General features: G+C 34.4%; 25 protein-coding genes. 22 read left to right on the top strand and 3 right to left on the bottom strand.

The genetic code is table 11. The features are described 5' to 3' along the window. The first annotated feature begins 9 nt into the window (after positions 1–9). The 8 genes from RPL90_RS08340 (at position 10) to RPL90_RS08305 (ending at position 9937) form a co-directional block, all read left to right on the top strand. The gene (locus RPL90_RS08340) at positions 10–2838 is read left to right on the top strand and encodes a putative mucin/carbohydrate-binding domain-containing protein (RefSeq protein ID WP_313547671.1); all 2829 of its coding nucleotides are present in this window, start codon (positions 10–12) and stop codon (positions 2836–2838) included. Positions 2839–3077: 239 nt separating this feature from the next. After that, positions 3078–4592, top strand: coding sequence for an NAD(P)H-binding protein (locus RPL90_RS08335; RefSeq protein ID WP_313547686.1), 1515 nt, complete (start codon positions 3078–3080; stop codon positions 4590–4592). A 13-nt stretch (positions 4593–4605) separates the two neighbouring features. Then, the gene (locus RPL90_RS08330) at positions 4606–4737 is read left to right on the top strand and encodes a hypothetical protein (protein ID WP_313547669.1); all 132 of its coding nucleotides are present in this window, start codon (positions 4606–4608) and stop codon (positions 4735–4737) included. A gap of 12 nt (positions 4738–4749) precedes the next feature. Then, positions 4750–5229: a TspO/MBR family protein gene (locus RPL90_RS08325; protein ID WP_313547667.1), complete on the top strand. Its 480-nt coding sequence runs from the start codon at positions 4750–4752 to the stop codon at positions 5227–5229. Positions 5230–5243: 14 nt separating this feature from the next. Beyond that, a complete protein-coding gene (locus RPL90_RS08320) occupies positions 5244–5702 on the top strand; it encodes a glycosyl-4,4'-diaponeurosporenoate acyltransferase CrtO family protein (protein ID WP_313547665.1) in 459 nt (152 codons plus the stop codon). Positions 5703–5720: 18 nt separating this feature from the next. Beyond that, positions 5721–7208, top strand: a complete 1488-nt coding sequence (locus RPL90_RS08315; protein ID WP_313547664.1) for a phytoene desaturase family protein — start codon at positions 5721–5723, stop codon at positions 7206–7208. Between the two features lie 76 nt (positions 7209–7284). Then, on the top strand, positions 7285–8334 hold the full coding sequence (locus RPL90_RS08310) for a glycosyltransferase family 2 protein (protein WP_313547662.1): 1050 nt from the start codon (positions 7285–7287) through the stop codon (positions 8332–8334). 103 nt (positions 8335–8437) lie between these two features. Then, the gene (locus RPL90_RS08305; protein ID WP_313547659.1) at positions 8438–9937 is read left to right on the top strand and encodes a phytoene desaturase family protein; all 1500 of its coding nucleotides are present in this window, start codon (positions 8438–8440) and stop codon (positions 9935–9937) included. A 167-nt stretch (positions 9938–10104) separates the two neighbouring features. Here the strand turns inward: RPL90_RS08305 and RPL90_RS08300 are convergent, their stop codons facing one another. Further along, positions 10105–10530 (bottom strand): pyridoxamine 5'-phosphate oxidase family protein, encoded by a 426-nt coding sequence (locus RPL90_RS08300; RefSeq protein WP_313547657.1) that lies wholly within the window; start codon positions 10528–10530, stop codon positions 10105–10107. A gap of 109 nt (positions 10531–10639) precedes the next feature. On the opposite strand from RPL90_RS08300, the gene RPL90_RS08295 reads away from it, so the two are divergent. From RPL90_RS08295 to pcp, 9 genes are all read left to right on the top strand, one after another. Continuing rightward, positions 10640–11011 (top strand): YbgA family protein, encoded by a 372-nt coding sequence (locus RPL90_RS08295; protein WP_313547656.1) that lies wholly within the window; start codon positions 10640–10642, stop codon positions 11009–11011. Between the two features lie 15 nt (positions 11012–11026). Beyond that, complete coding sequence (locus RPL90_RS08290; RefSeq protein ID WP_313547654.1) at positions 11027–12406, top strand: cryptochrome/photolyase family protein; 1380 nt, start codon at positions 11027–11029, stop codon at positions 12404–12406. A gap of 384 nt (positions 12407–12790) precedes the next feature. Continuing rightward, positions 12791–13498 (top strand): transglycosylase family protein, encoded by a 708-nt coding sequence (locus RPL90_RS08285; RefSeq protein ID WP_313547652.1) that lies wholly within the window; start codon positions 12791–12793, stop codon positions 13496–13498. 170 nt (positions 13499–13668) lie between these two features. After that, entirely contained in the window at positions 13669–13887 is a 219-nt protein-coding gene (locus RPL90_RS08280; RefSeq protein WP_313547650.1) for a hypothetical protein, read from the top strand. Between the two features lie 195 nt (positions 13888–14082). Next, positions 14083–14559 (top strand): DUF1440 domain-containing protein, encoded by a 477-nt coding sequence (locus RPL90_RS08275; protein ID WP_313547685.1) that lies wholly within the window; start codon positions 14083–14085, stop codon positions 14557–14559. A gap of 199 nt (positions 14560–14758) precedes the next feature. Further along, positions 14759–16351 carry a BCCT family transporter gene (locus RPL90_RS08270; protein ID WP_313547648.1) on the top strand — a complete coding sequence of 531 codons (1593 nt, stop codon included), beginning with the start codon at positions 14759–14761 and terminating at the stop codon, positions 16349–16351. A 179-nt stretch (positions 16352–16530) separates the two neighbouring features. Then, entirely contained in the window at positions 16531–17235 is a 705-nt protein-coding gene (locus RPL90_RS08265) for a DUF969 domain-containing protein (RefSeq protein WP_313547647.1), read from the top strand. Continuing rightward, on the top strand, positions 17228–18154 hold the full coding sequence (locus RPL90_RS08260) for a DUF979 domain-containing protein (RefSeq protein ID WP_313547646.1): 927 nt from the start codon (positions 17228–17230) through the stop codon (positions 18152–18154). The genes RPL90_RS08265 and RPL90_RS08260 overlap by 8 nt, the downstream gene beginning before the upstream one ends. Before the next feature lie 18 nt (positions 18155–18172). Further along, on the top strand, positions 18173–18811 hold the full coding sequence (pcp, locus tag RPL90_RS08255; RefSeq protein ID WP_313547645.1) for a pyroglutamyl-peptidase I: 639 nt from the start codon (positions 18173–18175) through the stop codon (positions 18809–18811). A gap of 157 nt (positions 18812–18968) precedes the next feature. Here pcp and RPL90_RS08250 read toward each other — a convergent pair whose 3' ends face one another. Continuing rightward, on the bottom strand, positions 18969–19397 hold the full coding sequence (locus RPL90_RS08250) for an Hsp20/alpha crystallin family protein (protein WP_313547644.1): 429 nt from the start codon (positions 19395–19397) through the stop codon (positions 18969–18971). 275 nt (positions 19398–19672) lie between these two features. Between RPL90_RS08250 and RPL90_RS08245 the strand changes: the two genes are divergently transcribed. From RPL90_RS08245 to fadH, 5 genes are all read left to right on the top strand, one after another. After that, positions 19673–20113 (top strand): DM13 domain-containing protein, encoded by a 441-nt coding sequence (locus RPL90_RS08245; RefSeq protein WP_313547643.1) that lies wholly within the window; start codon positions 19673–19675, stop codon positions 20111–20113. Between the two features lie 76 nt (positions 20114–20189). Further along, entirely contained in the window at positions 20190–20612 is a 423-nt protein-coding gene (locus RPL90_RS08240) for a DoxX family membrane protein (protein WP_398573862.1), read from the top strand. Between the two features lie 5 nt (positions 20613–20617). Then, positions 20618–21301 carry a response regulator transcription factor gene (locus RPL90_RS08235; protein WP_313547639.1) on the top strand — a complete coding sequence of 228 codons (684 nt, stop codon included), beginning with the start codon at positions 20618–20620 and terminating at the stop codon, positions 21299–21301. A 1-nt stretch (position 21302) separates the two neighbouring features. Beyond that, positions 21303–22331 carry a sensor histidine kinase gene (locus tag RPL90_RS08230; RefSeq protein ID WP_313547637.1) on the top strand — a complete coding sequence of 343 codons (1029 nt, stop codon included), beginning with the start codon at positions 21303–21305 and terminating at the stop codon, positions 22329–22331. 167 nt (positions 22332–22498) lie between these two features. Beyond that, a complete protein-coding gene (gene fadH / locus RPL90_RS08225) occupies positions 22499–23263 on the top strand; it encodes a 2,4-dienoyl-CoA reductase (protein ID WP_313547634.1) in 765 nt (254 codons plus the stop codon). Positions 23264–23323: 60 nt separating this feature from the next. Here fadH and trhO read toward each other — a convergent pair whose 3' ends face one another. Further along, complete coding sequence (gene trhO, locus RPL90_RS08220) at positions 23324–24277, bottom strand: oxygen-dependent tRNA uridine(34) hydroxylase TrhO (protein WP_313547632.1); 954 nt, start codon at positions 24275–24277, stop codon at positions 23324–23326. Positions 24278–24645 lie beyond the last annotated feature (368 nt).

Here is a 24645-nt window from a genome sequence, read left to right as displayed (position 1 = left end):
TTTCTAACGATGAAACGACAACAAAATTTTACTTTGAAACAACGACAAAAATATGCAATTCGTAAACTTAGTGTTGGAATTGTAGCTGTATTATTTGGCACTTTTTGTTACTTAGGTCATGGTGTTGAAGCGTCAGCTGCTGAACAAGCGCACGATGCATTAAATAACATGTCTAATAAGCAACAAAACGGCTCAGCCTTAGTTCAAAATAACCAATCAGGTTCTGAGAGTTTAACGAAGGTAGCAACAGTAGTTCAAAACGAACAAGATGTTAATCAACATAAAGTACAGCAACGAACGAATGCTCATGTGACTAATCAACCGTCTGGTAATACCACGAAGCAAACTCATGTTAATAAAGTAAATGTTGAACAACAGAATCAAGACCAAAGAGACAATGAGCAACAGGCGCCTCAAATTCACACCGACCAACAACGCAAAGATAAAACAAGTCAATACAATACTGACAATCAAGTTGAAACTAATAATGCTCATGTAAAAACTCAAAGCAATACACAAAAAACGAGCAGAGTGACAAGGTCGGTAGAAAATAAACTGGCTACACCTCAAGTACCTCCGAAAACAACATTTAACGAAACGATTATTTTACCTCAAACAAATGCCAGACCAGTACAAGTAAAAGAAGTTAGAGAACAAGTCTATCGTAAAGCGGTAGAAGTACTTAGAGTGGGTAACAAAGCACAAACTTTAGGTGCCAATAGAGGAATTAATCAAGCGCGTGACAGTCTTGGTTTCATTATTCCTGCCAATACGAATTTGTATGTAAGACAAGTAAAAGGCAATAAGGCTGGCAACTTACGTGTTAATTTAGCGACCTATGATAGCCGATTAAACAAAACTGCCACTGTTAATAGTAATGGTGCATGGACGGCAATCAAAACAACTATTGATAGTGCAGCATTTATATACATGCCTAAAGGAATAGCTAAAGCACCACAAATTGAATATTATGTGGAAAATAACTTAGGGAAGGCACTTCCTACTTATCGCAAGGGTTGGAATCAGAAGCTATTTGAACGTAGGTGGCTTGAAGAAGATGCTAGTTATGTATATGTAGATGGTACGCATCATGCGTTGTTAATCCCTAAAATCGATCGTCATCATATCTTAAATATGAAACATAATACTAAAGATTACCAATTTAAGAATTTGGATGAATTAATAACATATTACGATGATATAATAAGTCATTACAATGAATGGGCGGGGCTTAGTGACGATATTAAGTCAGTTAATTTTAATAATGGCTCTAAATACTTTGCTACGGCAGATAAACATGGTGCAGGCGCTGCATATTATTCAAATGATCATATCGCTACCAATAGTCACTCGATTGCGAACTTTTTAACAAAAGGATGGCTTGCTTTACACGAAGTAGGACATGGTTATGATGGTATATTGACGAATGATGCAGATATACATTTGAATGAAGTATGGAACAATATATTTGCTAATCAATACCAACGATATGTTGAAAAGAGGAGCAGTGGCTGGCTTTATGGCAACGATCAACGTAGATATCAAGCTGCTATTCACAAGCGTATGTTGCAAAATAACTTAGTATTTGATATTAAGCAAACGACGCTTAGAGAGAAGTTAGATTTTATGACACGTATGGTTAGACTAACTGGTATCAAAGGTTTAACTGCTATGTTACAAGACTTGCGCTTAGAAGCGGCAAGCAATAAACTATCTTCACACTTACCTCAGTGGATTAGTGAATATTGGATGGCCAAACATAATGCCAATATTTTACCATATTTTAAGTTATATAATATTACTGTCTCCAAACCTACTGAAGATAGGCTAGAAGCACTTCAACAATCTTATGTATACCCATTGGCGTTATTAATAACTAACGAAAAAGAACGTCAAAGACACATTAAAAAGCTAGGCTTAGCTACAGAATATGAGCTCGTAAGATCATCAGATTTAACTGATTCACAAGTAAAAGCGACTGCACAAATTAATTTACAGCTTAACGGCCAAAGATTATCCCAAGATGCCGTATTGAAGTTAGTAGATGGTAAAAACACTGTTGCTCAAGCTAGAATTCAAAATGGAGTAGTGCGTTTTAATAATTTAAGACCTGGATTATATAAAATTGTAGCACCTTATACAGAGGATAAATCCTTGCCTAATCATGCATTTATTATTGTACGTGAAGGCGTTGCTAATAATATAACTGTGTCATACCCACATGTAGATTCGCATCAAAGGTTTTATAGTCAATATTTGTCGTTAAAAGGGAATAATAATAGAGCGTTTTTAAAAATTGATTATAACCCAGGAAATATGAAGGTTAAGCTTCAACAATATGCTGGCGTGCCACACAACTACTTTAAAGATGAATATGCGCACATCAAAATTATTAAGCAAAACGGTGATGTATTATTAGATGAATCAATCGTTGGTAATCGCAAACTTGCAGTGAAAGTGCAACAATTTAACTTGTCATATGGAGACAAAATTATTGTTAAACATAGAGAGGCTAATGGTAGACGTACACTTTTAAGAGGGGAAACGAATGAAGTTATCGAGGTACCATTTGCTAATGATGAAACAGTAACTTATACGTTAACCGCAAATGGTTTCAAAATAAATAATGAACCTGACTATAGAGCCAATGGACGTTACATTGCTGCTATCCTGTCAGATATTCAAAAGTTTATTGAAGCAATAAGTAAGAATCCTAATGGAGATTACCGAATGATATTAAGTAATATCTTGCGAAGTATTTATCATGCTGATGAACAATACAGGACGATGATGTTACAACGCATTAAACCATACCTTGATAAATTCAACTTAGCATAGGTATAGCTAAGCCATTCATTAGACTAAAGACACTTATGCATCCGTATTTTTAGCGGATGCTATAAGTGTCTTTTTGGCTTTCTCCAGCAGTTACTGAAAAAATATGTTTTACAATATAATTAAAGGGAATTTAATAACAGTAATTAAATAAATGATTTAATTAAGGTAAATAAGTTATTTTATGAATAATTTCTATTCAGAAATATAAAATATTTTCAGTCACGTAGGGAAGTGAAATGATGAAAAAAGTATTGCTCACTGGTGCCACTGGTTATATCGGTGGTCATCTTAAAGCAAAATTAAAACAAAACTATGAAGTTATTGCAGTTTCTAGAAATATTGATAATAAGCCGCAAGAAACGAATGTGACTTGGCGGGCAGCAGATATGTTTGACTTAGAAGAAACGACACAAGTCATGCAAGGTGTTGATACAGCAGTTTATTTAGTGCATTCAATGATGCCTAATGCTAAATTAACGCAAGCGAATTTTGAAGATATGGATGCTTTATTAGCAGACAACTTCGCTAAAGCAGCAAAGGCTAATGGTGTGAAGCACATCGTATTTATGAGTGGATTAATACCAGATACAGAAGCATTATCGCCACACCTTAGAAGCCGTTTAGAGTGTGAGCGAATATTAGGGTCTTATGGTATTCCAGTAAGTACATTACGTGCTGGGTTAATCATTGGCTCTAAGGGAAGTTCTTATCCTATTTTAAAAAAACTTGTTGAACGATTACCAATGTTAGTGTTACCTAGCTGGGCATACAATACGACGTTACCGGTAGCTATCGATGATGTTATCAACGGCTTAGAGCGTATCGTTGACCGTAACCCTAGTAACAACGAGTCTATCGATATTGGTGGACCAGAACACATGACTTATAAAGATTTATTTAGTCACACCGCAAATGTGTTAGATAAAAACTTGCCAATGTTAGATTTACCCATTATTCCGATTTGGCTTAGTAAATATTGGGTGAAGCTTATTTCTGGTGTACCTAAAGAAATGGTATATCCATTAATGGATAGCCTGATTCATAATATGACAAGAGACCAAGATAAAACGGTCGAAGGTATTTCTATAGGAAAAATTGACTATGAAAGCAGTGTAGAACGCGCACTACAAGAAGAACAGTCACTCGAGCCTAAATCTAAAGACAAGCACAGTTCAAAACAAGGAATGACAATTAAAGATGTACGAGCAATTACACGCATATCTATACCTGAGGGCTTCACGATGGATGATGTAGCTAATACGTACGGTAAGTTCCTAAATAAAATCACCTTTAACATGGTGGAAAGTGCCATTGATGAAAACTATTTCGCAATTAAGTTGTTATGGCTAGATAAACTCTTACTATTGCTAGAAAAAGACCATCAGGTGTCAAATGACGAACGAGTAGTTTATCAAATTGTAGGTGGCGAATTAGCGCATGCCGACGATGGCGGAAGTGCTACTTTAGAGTTCCGTAGAATAATTAACTCAACACAAGGCTTGGTTGCGTTACAAGAATATCAACCGACGTTACCTTGGATTGTCTATAAATTTACCCAAGCGAAGTTACACAAAACCGTAATGAATTTATTTACTTTAAAAATGAAAAAGTTAGCGCATAAGAAAAATGCTACAAATAATAAGATGATTAAAGCGACTAGTGTTACTTTGTTAAGTCTTTCAGGTATAGTAGCCGCGAAAACAGCAAAATCTTATTTAGCAAAAAATAACAACATGTCTAATGCAGAATTATAAAAGGAGAATGTATATGAATAACTTAAAACAAATTTTAATACCAGTAAGCTCAATAGTAGTAGTTGGCGCTTTAGGAGTAATAGGATTTAAGCAACTAAAATCATGTTTAGCGAAAAATAATAATATTTCTAACGCTGAACTATAGGAGTGTAGAGTAATGAAATATATTAAAATAATAATCGAAGCCTTGTTGCCGTTTATAGGAGGCAACGTAATCGGAAAATATGCAGTGAAAAATGCCCGTAAAGATTATCGGCAAAATGTTAAGCCTCCATTATCTCCACCGGGATATATTTTTCCAATTGTTTGGCCAGTCTTATATGTAAGTATGGGCATCGCATTTGTAACTGCTAAAAATAAAAAGAACCGTAAAGTGATTAATAGTTTGCATTATAGTCAGTTAGGGTTGAACTTTTTATGGTCATTACTTTACTTCAGATATAAATTGCGTGGAGCTGCTGTAGTTGAAAGTTTTGTCTTATTTACTGCCGTTACATCAACAACCGCAACTTATTTTCAAACTAATAAAACCAGTGGTAGCTTGATGGTACCTTATGTTGCCTGGTCAGGTTATGCTAGTTATTTAGCTACTGGTAATTGGTTATTAAACAAAGATAAGGCACATTATACGAATTAATAGAGGTGACGTGCATGAAAAAAGCAGCTTTGTATTGCACAATCTTTTGGTTTATCACGCACATGTCCATATCGATAGTAGGGACGTTTATGCCAAATAATTTTTTTATTAAACACAAACGATTGTTTAACACATATCAGTGGGAGCGCGGAGGACAATTTTGGCAACAATATTTTAAGGTGAAGAAGTGGAAAGATTATTTGCCTGATGGCAGTAAATTAAATCCTAAAATTACAAACAAAAAGCAACTTGCTAAATTTAATGATAAGACAAAAATTAAACAATTTATTATAGAAACACGTAGGGCGGAGTTTATTCATGCATTATGTATTCTGCCGGGAGTTGTATTTTATAAACAACGTCCATTAATTAAATATATAAATTTTCTTTATCCTGTTATAGCCAATGCGCCATTTATTATTGTGCAACGGTATAATCGACCAAAGTTTGAACAGCTTTATAGTAAATTGTGATTTTAAGGAGGTGAGGTTATGAATAATCAACGGGTAGCAGTTATTGGTGGTGGCTTAGGTGGTATCAGCGCTGCGATTAGAATGGCACAAGCAGGCTACAAAGTAGATCTCTACGAGCAAAATAAACATATTGGTGGCAAAGTAAATCGATTGGAAACAGCAGGGTTTGGCTTTGATTTAGGGCCGTCTATTTTAACTATGCCTAAAATCTTTCAACAACTGTTTAATTATAGTCATAAGAAACTTTCAGATTATGTTGACGTTCAACGGTTAGATTTACAAATACGTAACTTTTATCCTGATGAGACAATCATAGATTTGTTTGAATCGGTAGAGGCAACAATAGCTAACAACACTATTTTAGATGATCAAGATGGCCAAGAATTAACACAATTTTATGATTATGCTCAAAAAATATTGCGCATCACTGAAAAAGGATATTTTAATAAAGGATTAGATACGATTCCTGAATTAATTAAATTTCATGGCCCACTTCAAGCATTGAGGCAATTCGATTACTTTTCAACGATGCAACAAGCAATTAATAAACGTGTGAGCAGTTCTTATTTAAGACAAATGCTAGGCTATTTTATTAAATACGTGGGTTCATCTGCATACGATGCGCCGGCCGTGCTAACGTTATTGCCACAAATGCAACATGAACAGGGTTTATGGTATGTCAAAGGTGGTATTCACAAATTGGCTGAAGCAATGCAACAATTAGCCGAAGAAGAAGGCGTGAATATTCACTTAAATCAAAAGATTGACTACTTGTCGCACAATCAAAACGAGATTAGCTCTATTGTACTGGCAGATGGCCAGACTGTGTATGCCGACTATATTATTTCTAATATGGAAGTTATCCCAGTGTATCGAGATTTATTACATTTCGATCAAGCGCAGATAGCTAAACTGGAACGTAAGTTTGAACCAGCAAGTTCTGGCTACGTTATGCACTTAGGTGTAAATAAACAATACCCTGAACTAAAACATCATAATTTTTTCTTCTCTAGCGACGCTGAAATTAATTATGATGAGGTATTTAAAGCATATCAGCTCCCATCTGATCCTACGATTTACGTTGTAAATGTAAATAAAACCGATGACAATCAAGCACCTGATAATTGTGAAAATATAAAAGTGTTGCCACATATTCCGTATATACAAGATGAACCATTTTCACTAGAACAATACGCACTATTTCGAGAGCGTATTTTAGAAAAGCTTGAAAACATGGGCTTAGATAATTTAAGAGAACATATTATATATGAAGATATATGGACGCCTCATGATATTGAAAATACGTATAGTTCGAATAAGGGCGCGATTTATGGCGTGGTATCTGATAAAAGGAAAAATCACGGGTTTAAATTTCCTAAACATAGTCAATATTATAAAAATTTATATTTTGTTGGTGGTTCAGTCAATCCGGGCCCAGGTATGCCGATGGTTACGCTTAGTGGTATGCAAGTGGCGGATAAAATACTAAAAGGCGATAGAAAGTAGTGATGAAATGGTAACTGCTATAATTATTTGCATTTTAATCATGCTATTACTTTGCGCAATGCTTAGTGGTTTCTTAATGTTTCGCTACAGACGTCGTATTACGTTTGAACATAATACTGCTGACTTTTATGAAGCTACAATCATTATTCCAGTACGTAATGAAGCAACAAATTTACCCCATTTACTTAATTCCTTAAATAAATATGATGGCATAGAAATTATTGTAATGGATGACCAATCCACAGATAATACTAAAGCTATTGCTAGAAGTTATGGTGTGAAGGTGTATGATGTGCCTCAAAATAAAGAGTGGCAAGGTAAGTCCTTTGCTTGTTGGGAAGGTGCCAAAAAAGCACAGCACTCTTTATTATTATTTTTAGATGCTGACGTGCGGTTAACACAACGATATAGTATTGAGTATATTTTCCATCAATATAAACATCAACATTATAGGGGATTACTTACTATTCAGCCTTATCATCGTATAAATAAATTATACGAAAACTTTTCAGCTATCTTTAATTTAATGACAGTAATTGGCTTGAATGTGTTTTCATATAATATAGCACCAGATGATGAACGAGGTGCTTTTGGCCCCATCTTATGTACGAATAAAGTAGACTACATTAAAACCAAGGGACATGCTAATGCACGTCATTCAATTATTGAAGGATTTGCCATCAGTCAGGCATATAATAAAATGCGGTTACCTGTCGAACTTTATGAAGGCGTGGGCGTAGCAGATTTTCGAATGTATCCTAATGGATTGAGTGAACTGATAACGGGTTGGTCTAAGCATATCGCTGCTGGATCAAGTATTACAAAACAATCAGTAATACGGCTCATATTAATTTGGTTGAGTGGTTCGCTTTTAAGTTTAAGCATTCTGCTATTAGCAATGACTTTTAATATTGGACAAATACTTTTTTGCGTAGCGCTATACACAATATATAGCTTGCAATTTACCTTCTTCATGCGAAGAATAGGTAACTTTAATGTATTAGTGCTGTTTTTATTTCATCCTATCTTATTTCTATTCTTTATAGTGATATTTACCAAATCATGGATTGATATTAATTTATTAAAAACAGTGAAATGGAAAGGTAGAAAGATTAAAACGAAATAAAATGATTTAACAAATCATTTTGAAATGTAAAGAAAATGAACAACATTAGCGTCGTTTAATAACGACAACAATAAGCATAATAATTATAGTAAGGATGATAAAGTTGAAAATTGGAATTATAGGTGCAGGTGTAACGGGTTTAGCAGCAGCGGCAAGATTGTCCGCACAAGGTCATGACGTCGTGTTATATGAAAAAAATGAACAAGTTGGCGGAAGAATGAGTCAATTTCAAAGTAAAGGTTACACATTTGATATGGGTCCTACTATCGTAATGATGCCAGAAATATACCGAGATGTTTTTAAATATGCACATAAAAGCATCGATGATTATCTAGAGATGAAACAACTCACACATATTTACGATGTTTATTTTAGTAAAGCAGATAAAGTGACTGTGCCAACGGATTTAGCTGAATTACAGCACACTTTAGAAACTTTAGAACCTGGATCAACACATGGGTTTATGTCATTTTTAACTGACATCTATAAAAGATATGAAATCGCACGTAAACATTTTTTAGAACGTACATTTAGAAAACCTTCCGATTTCTTTAACTTGCATACTTTATATCAAGGATTGCGCTTAAAGACGTTTAACAATGCTAGTGACTTAATTAGTGATTATGTAGATAATGAAAAAATTCAAAAACTATTAGCGTTTCAAACGTTATATATCGGTATTGATCCGAAAAAAACGCCTTCATTATATACGATGATACCGATGGTCGAAATGATGTTTGGTGTTCATTATATTAAAGGTGGAATGTATCAATATACTAAAGCGCTAGAACAACTTAATTATGATTTAGGTACGGAAATTGTTACCGAAGCACCTATTGATGAGATTATTATAGATTCAAGATATAAGCGTGCCGAAGGACTAAAGGTAAAAGGTGATATTAAGAAATTTGATAAAGTTTTATGTACGGCAGATTTTCCTTATGCAGCTCAAAATCTAATTTCAGAGTCTAATGCTTTGAAAAATTATAGCACTGACAAAATAGAGAAAATGGATTACTCATGTTCTGCATTCCTACTCTATATGGGTATCGATAAAGACTTATCTGAAGATATATTAATCCATAACGTTATTTTTTCTGAGGGTTTTGATCAAAATATCGAAGAGATTTTCAAAGGGAAAATGCCAGAAGATCCATCTATTTATGTATATGCACCCAGTGTGATAGATCCATCATTAGCGCCACAAGGTAAAACGGGTCTTTATATATTAATGCCAATTTCTGAATTGAAGATAGGCGAAATGGACTGGTCTAATCCTGAGACAATTGAACACACTAAACAACTCATCTATAACAAACTTAGTACAATAGATAGTTTAAAAGATGTACAAGAACATATTGAAACTGAAATTGCTTTTACACCGCAAGATTTTGAAACACGATATAACGCTAAGTTTGGCTCAGCATTTGGTTTAATGCCAACATTGGCGCAAAGTAATTATTACCGTCCGCCAAACGTAAGCTGGGATTATGATAATTTATACTTTGCAGGTGCGAGTGCCCATCCAGGTTCTGGCGTACCGATTGTGTTAACAAGTGCGAAAATCACAGTAAAGGCTATGTTAGAAGATATTGAGCAATAACAACAGACAAAAAGCTTATTGTTATAAGAAGATTTTGTAGTATAGTCCCGGCAAGGAGGACTAGCGTTGAAAGCAGCTTGATATGAGCGCATTTTCAATTCAGTCATCTACTGCCTATATAAAAGTAGAGCCTGAAGACATTATGTCCCAGGCTCTTAGCTTATATATTAATCAACATTGATTGTTTGTGGTGAATCTATTGTATCATCGTTCATTATTTTAATGGAGTTTGGTGTTACTTTAAGTACACATAACTCGGGGTCATCTTTTGAATCGAAGAATGTTTTATCTTGTGTTTCCCATAACCAATCAATAGTAGCTTGATCATTTATGATTTCGACTTGAGCGTCAATTTCCAAGAAACTGCGATTGTTCGTATCATCATAACCAAGTAATATATGAGCGCGTGGGTTATCTTCAAATTCACTGACTTTTGTAGAATCGATATTTGTTTTCGTATATAAAGTTAAGTCATCATTGTAAAATACCATATAACGACTATTTGGAATGTTATTATGTGCTGTTGATAATACGCCTATTCTAGAAGTATTTAAAATTTTTTCAACTTCAGTTAATACTTGTGCTTTATTCATTATATATCACCTCATAATAATCTATACCCGACATTAAAAAGATGTAACAGTATAGTGCGAAATTTATTTTTGAGACAGTGTAGCAATGTAAATATAAGGAGGTTTTGGTATGAAAGCGCGTGGTTATATAGAACGTTTATGGAGAACAGAAAAATATCGTGTACTCGTACATAGTAAACAACATTATGACGAAATACGAGAGTTAATAAAGCAAGACCCATCCTACACAACAGTTAAAGACAAAATTAATGAAGCCTTAAAAATTACGCCGACAACAGGTTCTATGATTAATGCGTATGACCACATGTGGGGTTATTTTAAAAACAAAGCAACCCCTAATGAAAAGGAACAATATTTAACATTGAAGCAGCAATTCCAAGATAACCAAATTGACGCCTCACAGATACAACAGTTTTTGAAAAATATGGCAGACGCATATGAAGTGCAATACTTAATAGAAAGCACAGCTTTATATAAATAGACAAGGAGGACAAAAATGAATCTTGGCGTTATTTTAAATCGTGTGTTTAGAACAAATGATAATCCGCTATTTCATTATATTAGTGAACATAAAGAAGATATAGATCAACTTGCGATATTCATACCTATTGAGGACATGTCAGACGTCAATAAAGTAAAACAACAATATTATCATGATGTAGTAGGGAGTTTTATTCAGGCATTAAAGCAATATAATATACAGCCGTTTATAATATCTTACGATCAATTAGCTGCGGTATGTCAAAACTTAGCACTCACACATGTATTACTCGCTAAGGATATTATGAGCTACAATAATGAAGAAAATGATTATCTTCATACTAGTGATAAATTAAACAAACAGAAAATTAAAATTATAGGTAAGCGCGTTAACCACTACTTACAACCTTCAGTAACTTTTAATAAGCAACAAGAACCATACAAGGTGTTTACAAGCTTTTATAAAGCTAATAGAGATAAGATAGTTAAAAAACCTATATATAATTATAAACTTAACGATATAAGTGGCCTTTGCATAAAAGGAGAAAATAAGACTAAAATTACTTTTAGTTCCGATAAAGATCTTGAACAGCAATCTATTAAAGCTTGGCAATCGTTTTTAAAAAAAGATATAGGATATTACGCTGCAAATAGAAACGATGTAGCACAAGCATATGTCAGTGGTATGAGTATTGATTTAGCATATGGTTTACTTGATATCACTATGGTAATGAATGACCTATTAGATAATTATCCGAATGATGAGGAAAATCACGAAGCTTATATTAGAGAATTAATGTTTCGAGAATTTTATTATGTATTGATGACCCAATTTCCCGAAACAGCACATCAATCATTTAATAAGAAATACCGTAAGTTGACTTGGTCTTATAATAAAGAAAATTTTAAAGCTTGGACTGAAGGGAAAACAGGATTTCCACTAGTTGATGCTGCGATGCGTAAATTAAATAGAACAGGGCATATGCATAACCGCTTAAGAATGGTCGTATCTCAGTTTTTAACAAAAGATTTATTTATAGATTGGACATGGGGCGAGGATTATTTTAAGCGACAGTTAATAGATTACGATAATGCTTCAAATGTACATGGGTGGCAATGGTCGGCCTCTACTGGTACAGATGCCGTGCCTTATTTTAGAATGTTTAATCCAAGTACACAAGGTGAGCGTTTCGATAAAAATGGTTATTTTATTAAAGAAGAATTACCAATATTTAATGATGTCGAACCCAAATATATACATCACCCTATGTCATATATAGAACGTTTGAAAGAAGACTACGAGATTGAATTAGGGAAAAATTACCCTAAAGCAATTGTTGATCATCAAACAAGCAGAGACTATGTCATGACTAAATTTAAAAATGTGGGAAAATAGAATATTGAATATATTTCTCTATAAACTTAGAATTTATAGCAAATTTCTTAAATAAAATTCACTTTTAAGTGTTTCGGTTGGAAAATTCATGGGAATACTAAGTAACAAATAGAGGAAATAAGTTACAAAAATAGCTAAATCTTATTCGAGTATTACACGAGTGTTACAAAGGTTTAGCATTAGAAATATGCTCTCGGAACTTTCATGATAGTTTCGAGAGCATATTTTTATGTTTATTTTTAACTATTTTTGTGTAATTAGGATGTAAAAAAAGACCTGTTTTTTTTATTTGCCTGTAACCTACACCTATTTTTTAGATGTTATAGTGAGTACAGCAAATTAATCATATAAAACTTATTACCTTATAGGAGGATTTTTGAAATTATGAAAAAAACAGTATTAACTTCAACATTAGCTTTAGGATTAGGTGTAACAGGATTAGCGACAGGTCATCATGCAAATGCAGCAGAAACTACTGGAGCTGACCACGCGAAATTAGCACAATTAGCACAAAATAACCCTTCTGAATTAGACGCGAAACCAGTTCAAGAAGGTTCATATAATATTAGCTTTAATCAAAATGGTACTAGCTACCACTTCTCATCAAATGGTAAAAATTGGTCATGGGGCTTCGGTGGAGGTTCTGATCAAGGATCAACTAGTGAACAAGCTCAACAACAACAACAAAAACAAACTGAACAACCAAAACAACAAGAGCAAACTCAACAACCTGCTCAAACTCAAGAACAACCAAAACAACAAGCACCACAAACTGAACAAACTCAACAACCACAACAAGAATCTACTTCAACTTCAAGTAATTCAAGTTCAAGTGATGACAGCGGTTCTTCAGTAAACGTTAACGATCACTTAAAATTAATCGCTCAACGTGAATCAGGTGGCGACATCCATGCTACAAATGCATCTTCAGGTGCATCTGGTAAATATCAATTCTTACAAACTACATGGGATTCAGTAGCGCCTTCTCAATATAAAGGTCAACCAGCTTCATCAGCACCTGAATCAGTTCAAGACGCAGCGGCTGTTAAATTATACAACTCTGCTGGTGCTTCACAATGGGTAACTGCATAATTTAAAATTAAATTATGTTCCCTTTTAAAATAAGCCTTACCTCTATGAGGGTAGGGCTTATTTTTTTATGTCTAAATAATTAGTTTGATCAACTATAAAGTCATACTAAAGCGAAGATTCTATTCATTAAACAAAATATATTAGGATAGGCTTAATGTTGACAGCACTATGTGCCTAGTAGTCGATTTTTAGAAGTGTTAAATGCTTTATTTATGGAAGAAAACTATGGCCAATATACGACGGCGAGACATACTTGTAGCTTTGAATCCGTTGATGTTTGTTATGCCAATAAAATGATGGGCTTATTTAGAAAATCTAAAATAAACTTTATTGTGTGGCAAACTGAAAACATGCATTTAAGAGGTAGTAATTGCACAAAATGCTTATGAAGCAGTTCGTGAGTGTGCTGAAGCTATGACTTCTGCGCGTAATGGAAAATATATTTTTAAACGTACATCTAGAAAAAATAATGTAGAAATAGATTTCTTAAAAATTAAACTGCATTTATTATTTATAATAGATAAAATAGTCTGATTGTTAATTTTCTTTCTAGGGTAAGTTAATAATGGGTGAGGTGAATGATGATGACAAATATTTCTTGTAAACGTATTTTATTAACTGGTTTAGCAGGTGGATTAGTCGGTGGTATGGTTAAAATGGGCTGGGAAAGTATCGTTCCGCCTAGGACGCCAGAACGTGATGAAGAACCACCACCAGTAACGATGATGAAACAATTTAACGTACCTGATAGTATTCAAAATTATACTGTTACGTATAATAGTAATGAAATACCATTAGCAGTTATGGGTATTCATTATGGATTTTCTGTAGCAAATGCATTCGTATATGCAATATTAGCAGAAAAATGTAATAAAATTACTTTAGGCAAAGGATTGTTATTTGGTGTTGCTATTCATGTTATCTTTCATGAATGGGTATTACCAAAACTAAAATTAACTCCTGAAGCAACAGCATTACCACTACAAGAACATATTTCTGAATTATTAGGACATATGATATGGATGAATAGTATTGATTTATTCAGAACTGCAGTAAAATAATTAGTTAAATAAGCACAGTGATTTTCAATAAACGGAATCACTGTGTTTTTGTATAATATACCAAATACCCATATGATAGCCTCATAGTATATTATAAAAAAGTAAGTGAATGTACAATATCTAAACTTGTGCAATACATAATTGAGTGAAGTTAGGGTATACATTATGCATAAACGAATTAGGGAGGCTACTATATTTTATGCGTTTAAATAAATTAACGATCGTATTTTGGGTTGCCTTAATGATATGTACATTATTCGTTGTTTATGGCGCAATTTGGCCTAAACAACTAGAAACGGGCACTCAAGCAATTACAGACTTTATAGCTGTAAATTTTGGTTGGTATTACTTATTACTTGTACTCGTAATACTCATTGTCTGTGTTTATTTATTATTTTCTAGATATGCTTCAATAACTTTGGGCGAAGAAGGAGAAGAACCCGAGTTCTCACTTAAATCATGGTTTGCTATGCTCTTTAGTGCTGGTATGGGCATGGGCCTTGTCTTTTGGACGACGGCCGAACCAATTAGTCATGCGTATACGTTAACACCGATTCATAAAGCCGGTACGCAGACGGCAATTAACGATGCGATGCAGTTTGCCTTCTTCCATTGGGGCATACATGCATGGGGAGTTTATGGAATTGTTGCCTTGGTATTCGCATATTTTAACTTCCATAAAGGATATCCAGGCTTAGTAAGTGCAACGCTCACGCCAATATTCGGTACAAAGATGATGAGAGGACCTATTGGTGGTGCTATTGATGTGTTAGCCATTATTGCAACAGTTACAGGTGTCGCAGCTACCTTAGGATTTGGTGCATTACAAATTAACCAAGGCTTACACTTTTTATTTAAAACACCATCGAATTTTGCCATGCAAGTAGTGATCATTATTATTGCGACAATATTATTTACATGGTCTGCATGGTCAGGTATCGATAAAGGAATAAAAAGTTTAAGTAACATCAATATGGTTTTAGCATTTATAGTGTTAGTAGGATTGTTTATCGTAGGTCCGACACTACAAATTTTAAATACTTTTACGAATGCATTAGGCGACTATATTTTTAATTTCTTCAAAATGAGTTTACGTATTCCACAAAGTGGTGGCGACAAATTCCAATGGGTACAACAATGGACGTTGTTCTATTGGGCATGGTGGATTTCATGGGCACCATTCGTAGGTATCTTTATTTCACGTGTGTCTCGTGGTAGAACAATCAAAGAATTTATTTTAGGTGTCTTATTTGTGCCAGCACTTGTCTGCTTTATATTTTTTGCAGTCTTTGGCGCTTCAGCAATCTTTGTGCAACAACATGGTATTGCCAATATTGCAAAGCAAGCAACTGAAACAGCGACGTTTGCAACGCTAGAACATTTCCCATTGGGCTTTGTCCTAAGCATACTCACTTTATTTGTCATCATGATTTTCTTCGTAACTTCGGCAGACTCGGCAACATATGTATTAGGGATGTTAAGTTCTAAAGGCGAAATTAACCCGTCTGGTATCGTAAAAGTAAGTTGGGGCATTATCTTAGCATTATTTGCAATTATTATGATATACACAGGAGGTACGCAATCGATTCAAAACCTCTTGATTATTGCAGCACTACCATTCTCCATCGTCATTATCTTTATGATGTGGGCATTGTTTAAATCGCTAGCTATAGAAAAGCCACGACATACCAATAACAAACTGTACGTCGGGGATGAAACATTATTGCATTATCGGAAAGTAAATCAAGACGATATTGAAGAAAATAACGATCAACAACATACAACTAAATAAGTATAATAATGCGACTGTGGCATATAATGTCACAGTCTATTTTTGTGTAGTGAATTTTTGGCATGCCATATTTTTTGAAAATTAATTTATATTTTATCTTATTATATTGACCATCTTTCATAGTCGTAAATACTGTGGTATGTTTTTTTAAAAGCGATTACATAAAAGGAGGAATTAATATGGAATGGTTAAAATTAATTGGCATTGTCATTATCATTGTCGGTTTTTTATTGAAGATCGACACGATTGCGGTTGTCTTAATCGCGGCGATAGTGACAGGACTTGTTTCTGGCATGGATTTTACAGACATTTTGTCTACCTTAGGTAAAGCTTTTACTGATAATAGGCTTGTAACATTATTTTTACTCACATTGCCAATGGTTGGTTTGATTGAACGCTTCGGCTTAAAGCAACAAGCTTCTAAACTGATTGGTAAGATTAACAAGGTGACGAGTGGTAGGCTGATGACCGTGTATTTAGGTGTTAGAGAACTAGCTGGGCTAGCATCTATTAGGATTGGAGGACACCCCCAATTTGTGAGACCATTAATTAATCCAATGGTACAAGGTGCTTTGCGCACGCGTTTTAAATTAACTAGTAAACAAGTAGATGACAAAGATGTAGAACTTATTAAAGCTCAAACATCAGCAATGGAAAATTATGGTAATTTCTTTGGACAAAATTTATTTGTCGGTGGTGCGGGAGTGTTATTAATGGTAGGGACATTTAAGTCATTAAAAATTAATGTCGATGCCGTAGATTTAGCGTTGGCTTCAGCGCCAATAGCGATTATTACGTTTGTGATTGTGTGGCTTAATAATATGCGTATAGATCGTTATTTCCAACGTAAATACGGACAAAAAGAGGTGATGAAAGATGAGTAGTCATACTTTAGATACTTTGTTAGAAATATTTTATGTGTTAATTGGCTTGCAATTATTTTATACAGCCTTACGTGTTTTGAAGGCGCAAGATAGAAGTAAGAAATACGGTACGGCATTATTTTGGGTTATTTTAGGCGTATTATTTATTTTTGGACCATACATACCAAACAGTATTAATGGCGTGTTGATATTATGTATGGGTGTGCTGACTTTATTCAAACAAGTAGCAATTAAAAATATTGTCGATGTTACAGATCAAGAGGTCGAAGCGGGAGCATCAAAATACGGAAACAAACTATTTATACCGGCGATTGTCTTAGCAGTAGTGGCAGTCGTAGTATCGAATTGGACACCACTTGGAGGTGCAGTTGGCTTAGGTGTGGCTTCTATCATAGGTATCATCGCGGCGGCAGTCGTAATCAAACCTAAAGCGTCCTACATTTTACATGATAGCGATAGACTGACACAGCAAGTTGGGACGGTCGGTATCTTACCACAATTTTTAGCCGCATTAGGTGTGCTATTTACGGTGAGTGGTGTAGGTAACGTGATATCTAAAGGTATATCTTCATTTTTACCAGAAGGTAATCACTTGATTGGTGCGACAGCTTATATTGTAGGCATGGTTTTATTTACAATGTTGATGGGCAATGCATTTGCGGCATTTACAGTTATTACAGCGAGCATAGGGATGCCATTCGTTATCGTACAAGGAGGAGACCCTGCGATAGCTGGAGCATTAGCCATGACAGGTGGATTTTGTGGTACGCTACTAACTCCAATGGCTGCGAACTTTAATACATTGCCAGTTGCTTTACTCGAAATGAAAGAAGAGTTTGGTGTTATTAAGGCACAAGTTCCTATTGCCATTACGTTGATTATCGTACATATCGTATTGATGTATTTTTGGGCATTTTAATTATAAGGAGGAAACATTATGAAAATATTAATAGCAGCATTTGATCCATTCGGTGGAGAGAAAGTAAACCCAGCGTTAGAAGCGGTAAAGCAATTGCCAGAACAAATTGGAGAACATCATATTACAAAATTAGAAATTCCTACCGTGTTCCATGAATCGAAAGATGTATTGGCGGAAACTTTAGCACAAGACAGTTATGATGCTGTGTTAACAATAGGACAAGCTGGTGGACGCTTTGAATTAACGCCTGAACGTGTCGGCATCAATGTTGATGATGCACGTATTGCGGATAATAAAGGCAATCAACCTATTGATGCACAAATTCAACCCCAGGGCGCCCCGGCTTATTTCTCTAATATGCCTGTAAAAGCGATGACTGAAGCCATTCAAAATGCGGGTGTACCGGCACGTTTATCCAATACAGCCGGTACCTTTGTATGTAATCACATTTTATATCAAATGGGCTATTTACAAGCGACAACTTATCCAAATATGCTATTTGGATTTATTCACGTACCTTTTATACCGGAGCAAGTAGCGACAAAGCAAAATGTACCATCTATGTCATTAAACACAATTGTTCAAGGATTGACTGCAGCAATCAAATCGATCTCTACAGATGATGATCATAAAGTGGCACTAGGTGAAACACACTAAAATTAATAATATATAAATAAACGCCCTCGATCATTAAATGATGAGGCCGCGTTGGTTATCTAAAATGAGTATAACCCTAGCAGGAGTGGGACTATAAATGTGTTTAAGCATTCATAGTCCCACTTTATTTATATTCATATTGCCACCGAGAAGTTAATTAGTCAATTTGAATATTTGAACTTGTGTCTTCTCGTTGCGCTTTAGGAAGTTTCACGTGAAGCATTCCATTATTATAAGAAGCAGTAATGTTGTCTCTATCTATATTATTAAATGAAAATTGTCTACTTACATTGCTATAACTACGTTCACGTTGTATAACGTGGCCTTCGTCGTCTTGTGCTTCGTTTTCAACTGTTTGTTTTCCTACAATAGTTAAAATATTGTTATCGAATTGAAGTTGTATATTTTCTTTATCCATACCAGGTAGCTCTGCTTCTAGCTCATAAGCATCTTCTAATTCTGTAATATCGGTTTTTATATTTTGACTTGGAAATTGGTCAAAGAATTGACGTCCAAAGTCTTTAAAGAAATCGCTCGGGTTCACGTCGAAAATTGAGTTGTTGAAAGGTTTCATTTCAAATGCCATAAAACATCTCTCCTTATTCTTGTGATTGGCTTTTAGGCATAAAGTGTAGTGCTTAATTGTTTGCTGTCATATGCCTTCTTTAACCTTACAACGATATAATAACACATAGGTCAAAGAAAGTCAAAGTCAAACAACTTATTTTGACTTTTTGAGTTATTAACTGACTTTATCGATATTTAAGAAATAGTTAATAGTAGTTAATCCTAAGTTAATATGATTTTTGAAGCGGTCTTATTATGATTAAAGCATAAACTAAATTGAAAGAAGGAAATCATATGAACATCAAAACATTAGTATTTTCAACGACTATTGCAGGTACTTTATTATTAGGCGCTTGTAACAATATGGAAGACAAGAAAGTTGAAAAGTCAGAAACAAAAACGGAAATGAAAGACGATCAAAAATCTACTGACAACGCTAAAGTAGAAAAAGAAGGTACATTCAAATCTGAAAACAAAGAAAAAGTAGAAGGTAAAGCAATGATTAAAGACGGTAAACTTATGCTTACTAATTATAGCTCATCTAAAGGCCCAGACTTACACGTATACTTTACTAAAGGTAACAAAATTAAAGACGGTAAAAAAATTGATGCCGTTAAACACGATGAAGCGACACAAACATTTGACCTTAAAGACATAGATGCTGAGCAGTATGACACAGTGACAATATACTGTGACAAAGCACACGTTATTTTTGGATCGGCTAAATTAAAATAATATGACGGGCGGGGAAGTATTATTAATGTAAGTTAACAATACTTTGCTGCCTTTTTTAGGAGTGAACACAATAATGATAGGAAAACTAATAATATTATTTATTCGCTTAGGTTCAGGCACTTATATATTATTTCAAGGTTACGAAAAATTAACTGGTGGTTTTGCGTTAGATGGGTTAGTACCCGTTATTAAAGAAAATCAAGATTCACCATATTGGTATAAAGACTTTTTCGAATACGTCGTAGCACCTAATTTAGAGTTGTTTAAATGGATAATTCCTTTAGGAGAAATAGCGATAGGTTTGGCGCTTATTTTAGGCATATTGTCATATACAGCTAGCTTTTTCGGTGTGTTTATCATGTTAAATTATATTTTGGCAGACATGATATTTACATACCCAACACAACTGTTTTTCTTTATAATATTATTAATGAATAAAGAAACGATGAAAACATTAAGTTTAAGTCATTTCTTAAAAAGGACAACAGGTAAGGGTTGATAACAATGAGTCACGTGTTAATCGTAGATGACGAACAAGATATTAGAGAAATTTGTAAAACCTATTTTGAGTTTGAAGGTTATGAAGTAACGACAGCTTGTGATGGTAAGGAAGCACTCCGTAAGTTATATAATGGTGTGGATTTAATCATTTTAGATATTATGATGCCTGAGCTTAATGGTTATAAAGTTGTAGCGGAAATGAAAGCGCAAGGTTTGGATATTCCTTACATTTATTTAACTGCAAAGACGACTGAAAGCGAGACAATATATGGCTTAATGCTCGGTGCAGATGATTACGTTAAAAAACCTTTTAGTCCAAGAGAATTGGTCATACGTGCTAAAAATATTTTAGCTAGAGCGCCACAAAAACCCACGCACAAAGATATTATTGAATGTGGTAGTTTAATACTTAATAATTTAACTAAAACAGCAGAAATTAACGGACAAGAATTAGGATTTAGGATAAAAGAATTTGAATTGTTATGGTATTTTGCAACGCATGAAACAATGGCTATTTCCAAGTCAGAATTGTTAGAGAAAGTATGGGGCTATGCGTATTACGAAGACATGAACACATTAAATGTGCATATACACCGCATTAGAGAAAAATTAGAAGCCTGTCAGTATGATGAATATACAATAGCTACGGTGTGGGGACTTGGTTATAAGTTCCAAAGGAGTGTTTGATATGTCCATTCGTAAACAATTATTTTATGCATTTATAGTTTCAATACTCATTACGACACTTTTCGTTTGCGTGCTATATAAATTAATGTGGTTTAACGCGCATCAAACAATCATGTTAACATTAGGATCCTTTATTTCTAGTATGATTACGATGATTATAGCAATATTTTTATTAGCGCCAACGATTCAAAAAATAGAACAATTAAACATCCAAACACAACAAATCGCACAAGGTAATTTTAATATTGAAAGTTTACCAATAACATCTCCCAAAGAATTAAAAGAATTAAATATTTCATTCACTATGATGATAGCTAAAATTCAAGCACAAATGGCAGATATCCAATTAGAACAAGATGAAAAAATAGCGATGATTCAAAATTTAGCACACGATTTAAAAACCCCCTTAGCAAGTATTAAATCGTATTCAGAAGGACTTAAAGATGGCATCATACATGACACAGAAGATATAGTAGCGGCTTATCGTATTTTAATAACTCAAACAGACCGTTTGTCACAAATGTTTGATGATTTAACAGACTTAATAGCTGTAAATCGTACCGAGCAACTACAAGCAACGATTAATATGGATCAATTGTTAATTCCAGTATTAGAAAGTTATCAGCAACAATTAACGACAGAACATAGAGATATACAATTAAATATTGATCATACCATCCCTCCATTTCAACAAGACAAAGTAGCACTCGAAAGAATCATTACTAATTTTATCGACAACGCATTAAAATTTTCAGCTAAAGGCACACCGATTAAGATAGATGTTAGTAGCCCCTCTAATAACCAACTAGCGATATCAGTGACTGATAAAGGTATAGGTATTAAAGAATCACATTTGCCGCATATTTTTAATCGCACGTATAGAGTAGAAGCATCCCGCAATAAGTCAACCGGTGGCACAGGTTTAGGTCTGTATATTGCACAGACTTTAGCCGAGCGAATAGGTGGCGATATTAAGGTCAATAGCGTTTTTAGTAAAGGCACTACGATAACAATCACTTTCCCAATATAACCATCTTAAAAGCATCTAGTTATAGATGCTTTTTTAATTTATAAAAAGTGCATAATAAATAGTTAACAGGGGTAAACTATAGTAGTAAGTAATTTTTCTTGCGTTATATGTAAGCGATTTCATATAGTTGGTATAAATATATAAAACAATGAGTTAGGAGTATGATTATGAAAGATAAAGTGATTATCGTAACTGGTGGTAGCAGCGGTATGGGTAAAGCAATGGCTAAGCGATTTGTCGAAGAAGGAGTCAATGTCGTCATAACTGGACGAACTTTAGAGAAATTAGAAGCAACGAAACAAGAAATTGAGCAACGTGAAGGACAAGTACTGTGTGTCACAATGGATGTTCGAGACCCTGAAAAGGTACAACAGACTGTCGATGAAACATTAGACAAGTTTGGCAAGATTGATGGCTTAGTAAATAATGCGGCAGGTAATTTTATTTGCCCGGCTGAAGACTTATCACTAAACGGTTGGAATTCAGTTATTAATATCGTATTAAATGGTACTTGGTATTGTACGCAAGCTGTTGGTAAACATTGGATTGAGCAAGGACACAAGGGCGTTATCGTCAATATCGTTGCACCTTATGCGTGGACATCTGGACCTGGCGTTATTCACTCAGCAAGTGCTAAAGCAGGCGTATTATCCATGACACGTACAATTGCTATAGAATGGGGTTCAAAATATGGTATTCGTGCTAATGCGATTGCGCCTGGACCAATTGATAACACTGGGGGCGCTCAAAGGCTGACGTTATCCGAAGATGCTCGGCAGCAAACACTAGACAGTGTTCCGTTAAATCGTATGGGTCAACCGGAAGAAATAGCTGGATTAGCGCGCTTCTTATTTTCAGATGAGGCGAGCTATATTAATGGAGATTGCATTACGATGGACGGTGGTCAATGGTTAAATCGTAATCCATTTTAACGTGAGGATAAATAAAAAATCACGTCCACCTTATTAAGATGGGCGTGATTTATAGTTATATTATTGATTTACTAAATCTTTGAAGTTTTCTAAGCGTTTTGCTTTTTCTTCTTCACTGATATCATGTTTTTGAACGTAACGGTTTTTTTCGTGTGCTGCACATTCGTGTGAACAAGCGCCTAAATAACGTTCTTCGTTTTCTTCAGAAACTAAAATCTGACGGTTACACTCAGGGTTGCTACAGTTGATGTAACGTTCACATGGAGTACCATCGAACCATTCTTTACCGACAACTGTTTTGTCTACTTGGTTAATTTCTACACTAATACGTTCATCAAATACGTACATTTTACCGTCCCATAATTCACCTTTTGTTTCAGGGTCTTTACCGTAAGTTGCAATACCGTCTTTAAGTTGGCTTACATCTTCGAAACCTTCTTTTAATAACCAGCCAGAGAATTTTTCGCAACGAATACCACCAGTGCAATAAGTGACAATTTTCTTATCCATAAATTGCTCTTTGTTTTCTTTTATCCAGTCGGGTAAGTCTCTGAATCTAGTTATGTTAGGACGAATAGCCCCTCTGAAATGACCTAAATCATATTCATAGTCATTACGTGCATCGATCACGACTGTATCGTCAGATTGTAATGCGTCTCTGAATTCAGTAGGTGATAGATATTTACCTGTTAATTCTTTAGGATTAACATCATCTTCAAGATCTAAAGCGACAATTTCATTTCTTGGGCGTACGTGCATTTTTTTGAATGCGTGACCTTCAGCTTCGTCAATTTTGAAGACGATATCACTGAATCTAGTGTCAGCTCTCATGTGAGCGATATAATTATCAGTTACTTCTTTAGGTCCAGACACTGTACCATTAATACCTTCAGAAGATACTAAAATACGACCTTTTAAGTCGTTGTCCTTACAAAATTGTAAATGCTCAGCTGCAAAAGTTTCAGGGTCATCAATCGTTACGTATTTATAAAATAACAATACTCTATAATCCATTATACTAACTCCTCTTAATTTTAATGTTGTTTTAAATCATTTATATAAGTGCCTGTGTGATTTGATGATATAACTATCAATGTTTTTATCTCGCACCCTTGTAGTATTTTTATTTATGAAGGGGCAAAGAAATTCCATATTATATTTTAACAAAAAAGCGATAATATTCAATGTATTAATATAATTAAGTTTACTCTTTTTCCATAATTTAAGAAATAGGGTAGGGGGAAATAGTTGCGAAACTTTGGTGAACAACAATCAGGAGCGTATGTAATTATTAACCTAAATATAAAATATTTCATTTTTATCGATGGGGTTAGTCTGACGTTTGTCTGAAGTTACAGTGCGGGTTGTCTAAAAAAACGATA

Origin of the sequence: Staphylococcus kloosii (genome assembly GCF_032139365.1) — a bacterium.
Classification (GTDB): Bacteria; Bacillota; Bacilli; order Staphylococcales; family Staphylococcaceae; genus Staphylococcus; species Staphylococcus kloosii_A.
Note: the sequence above shows the minus strand (reverse complement) of the source record. Positions and strands in the feature narration are given on the sequence as shown.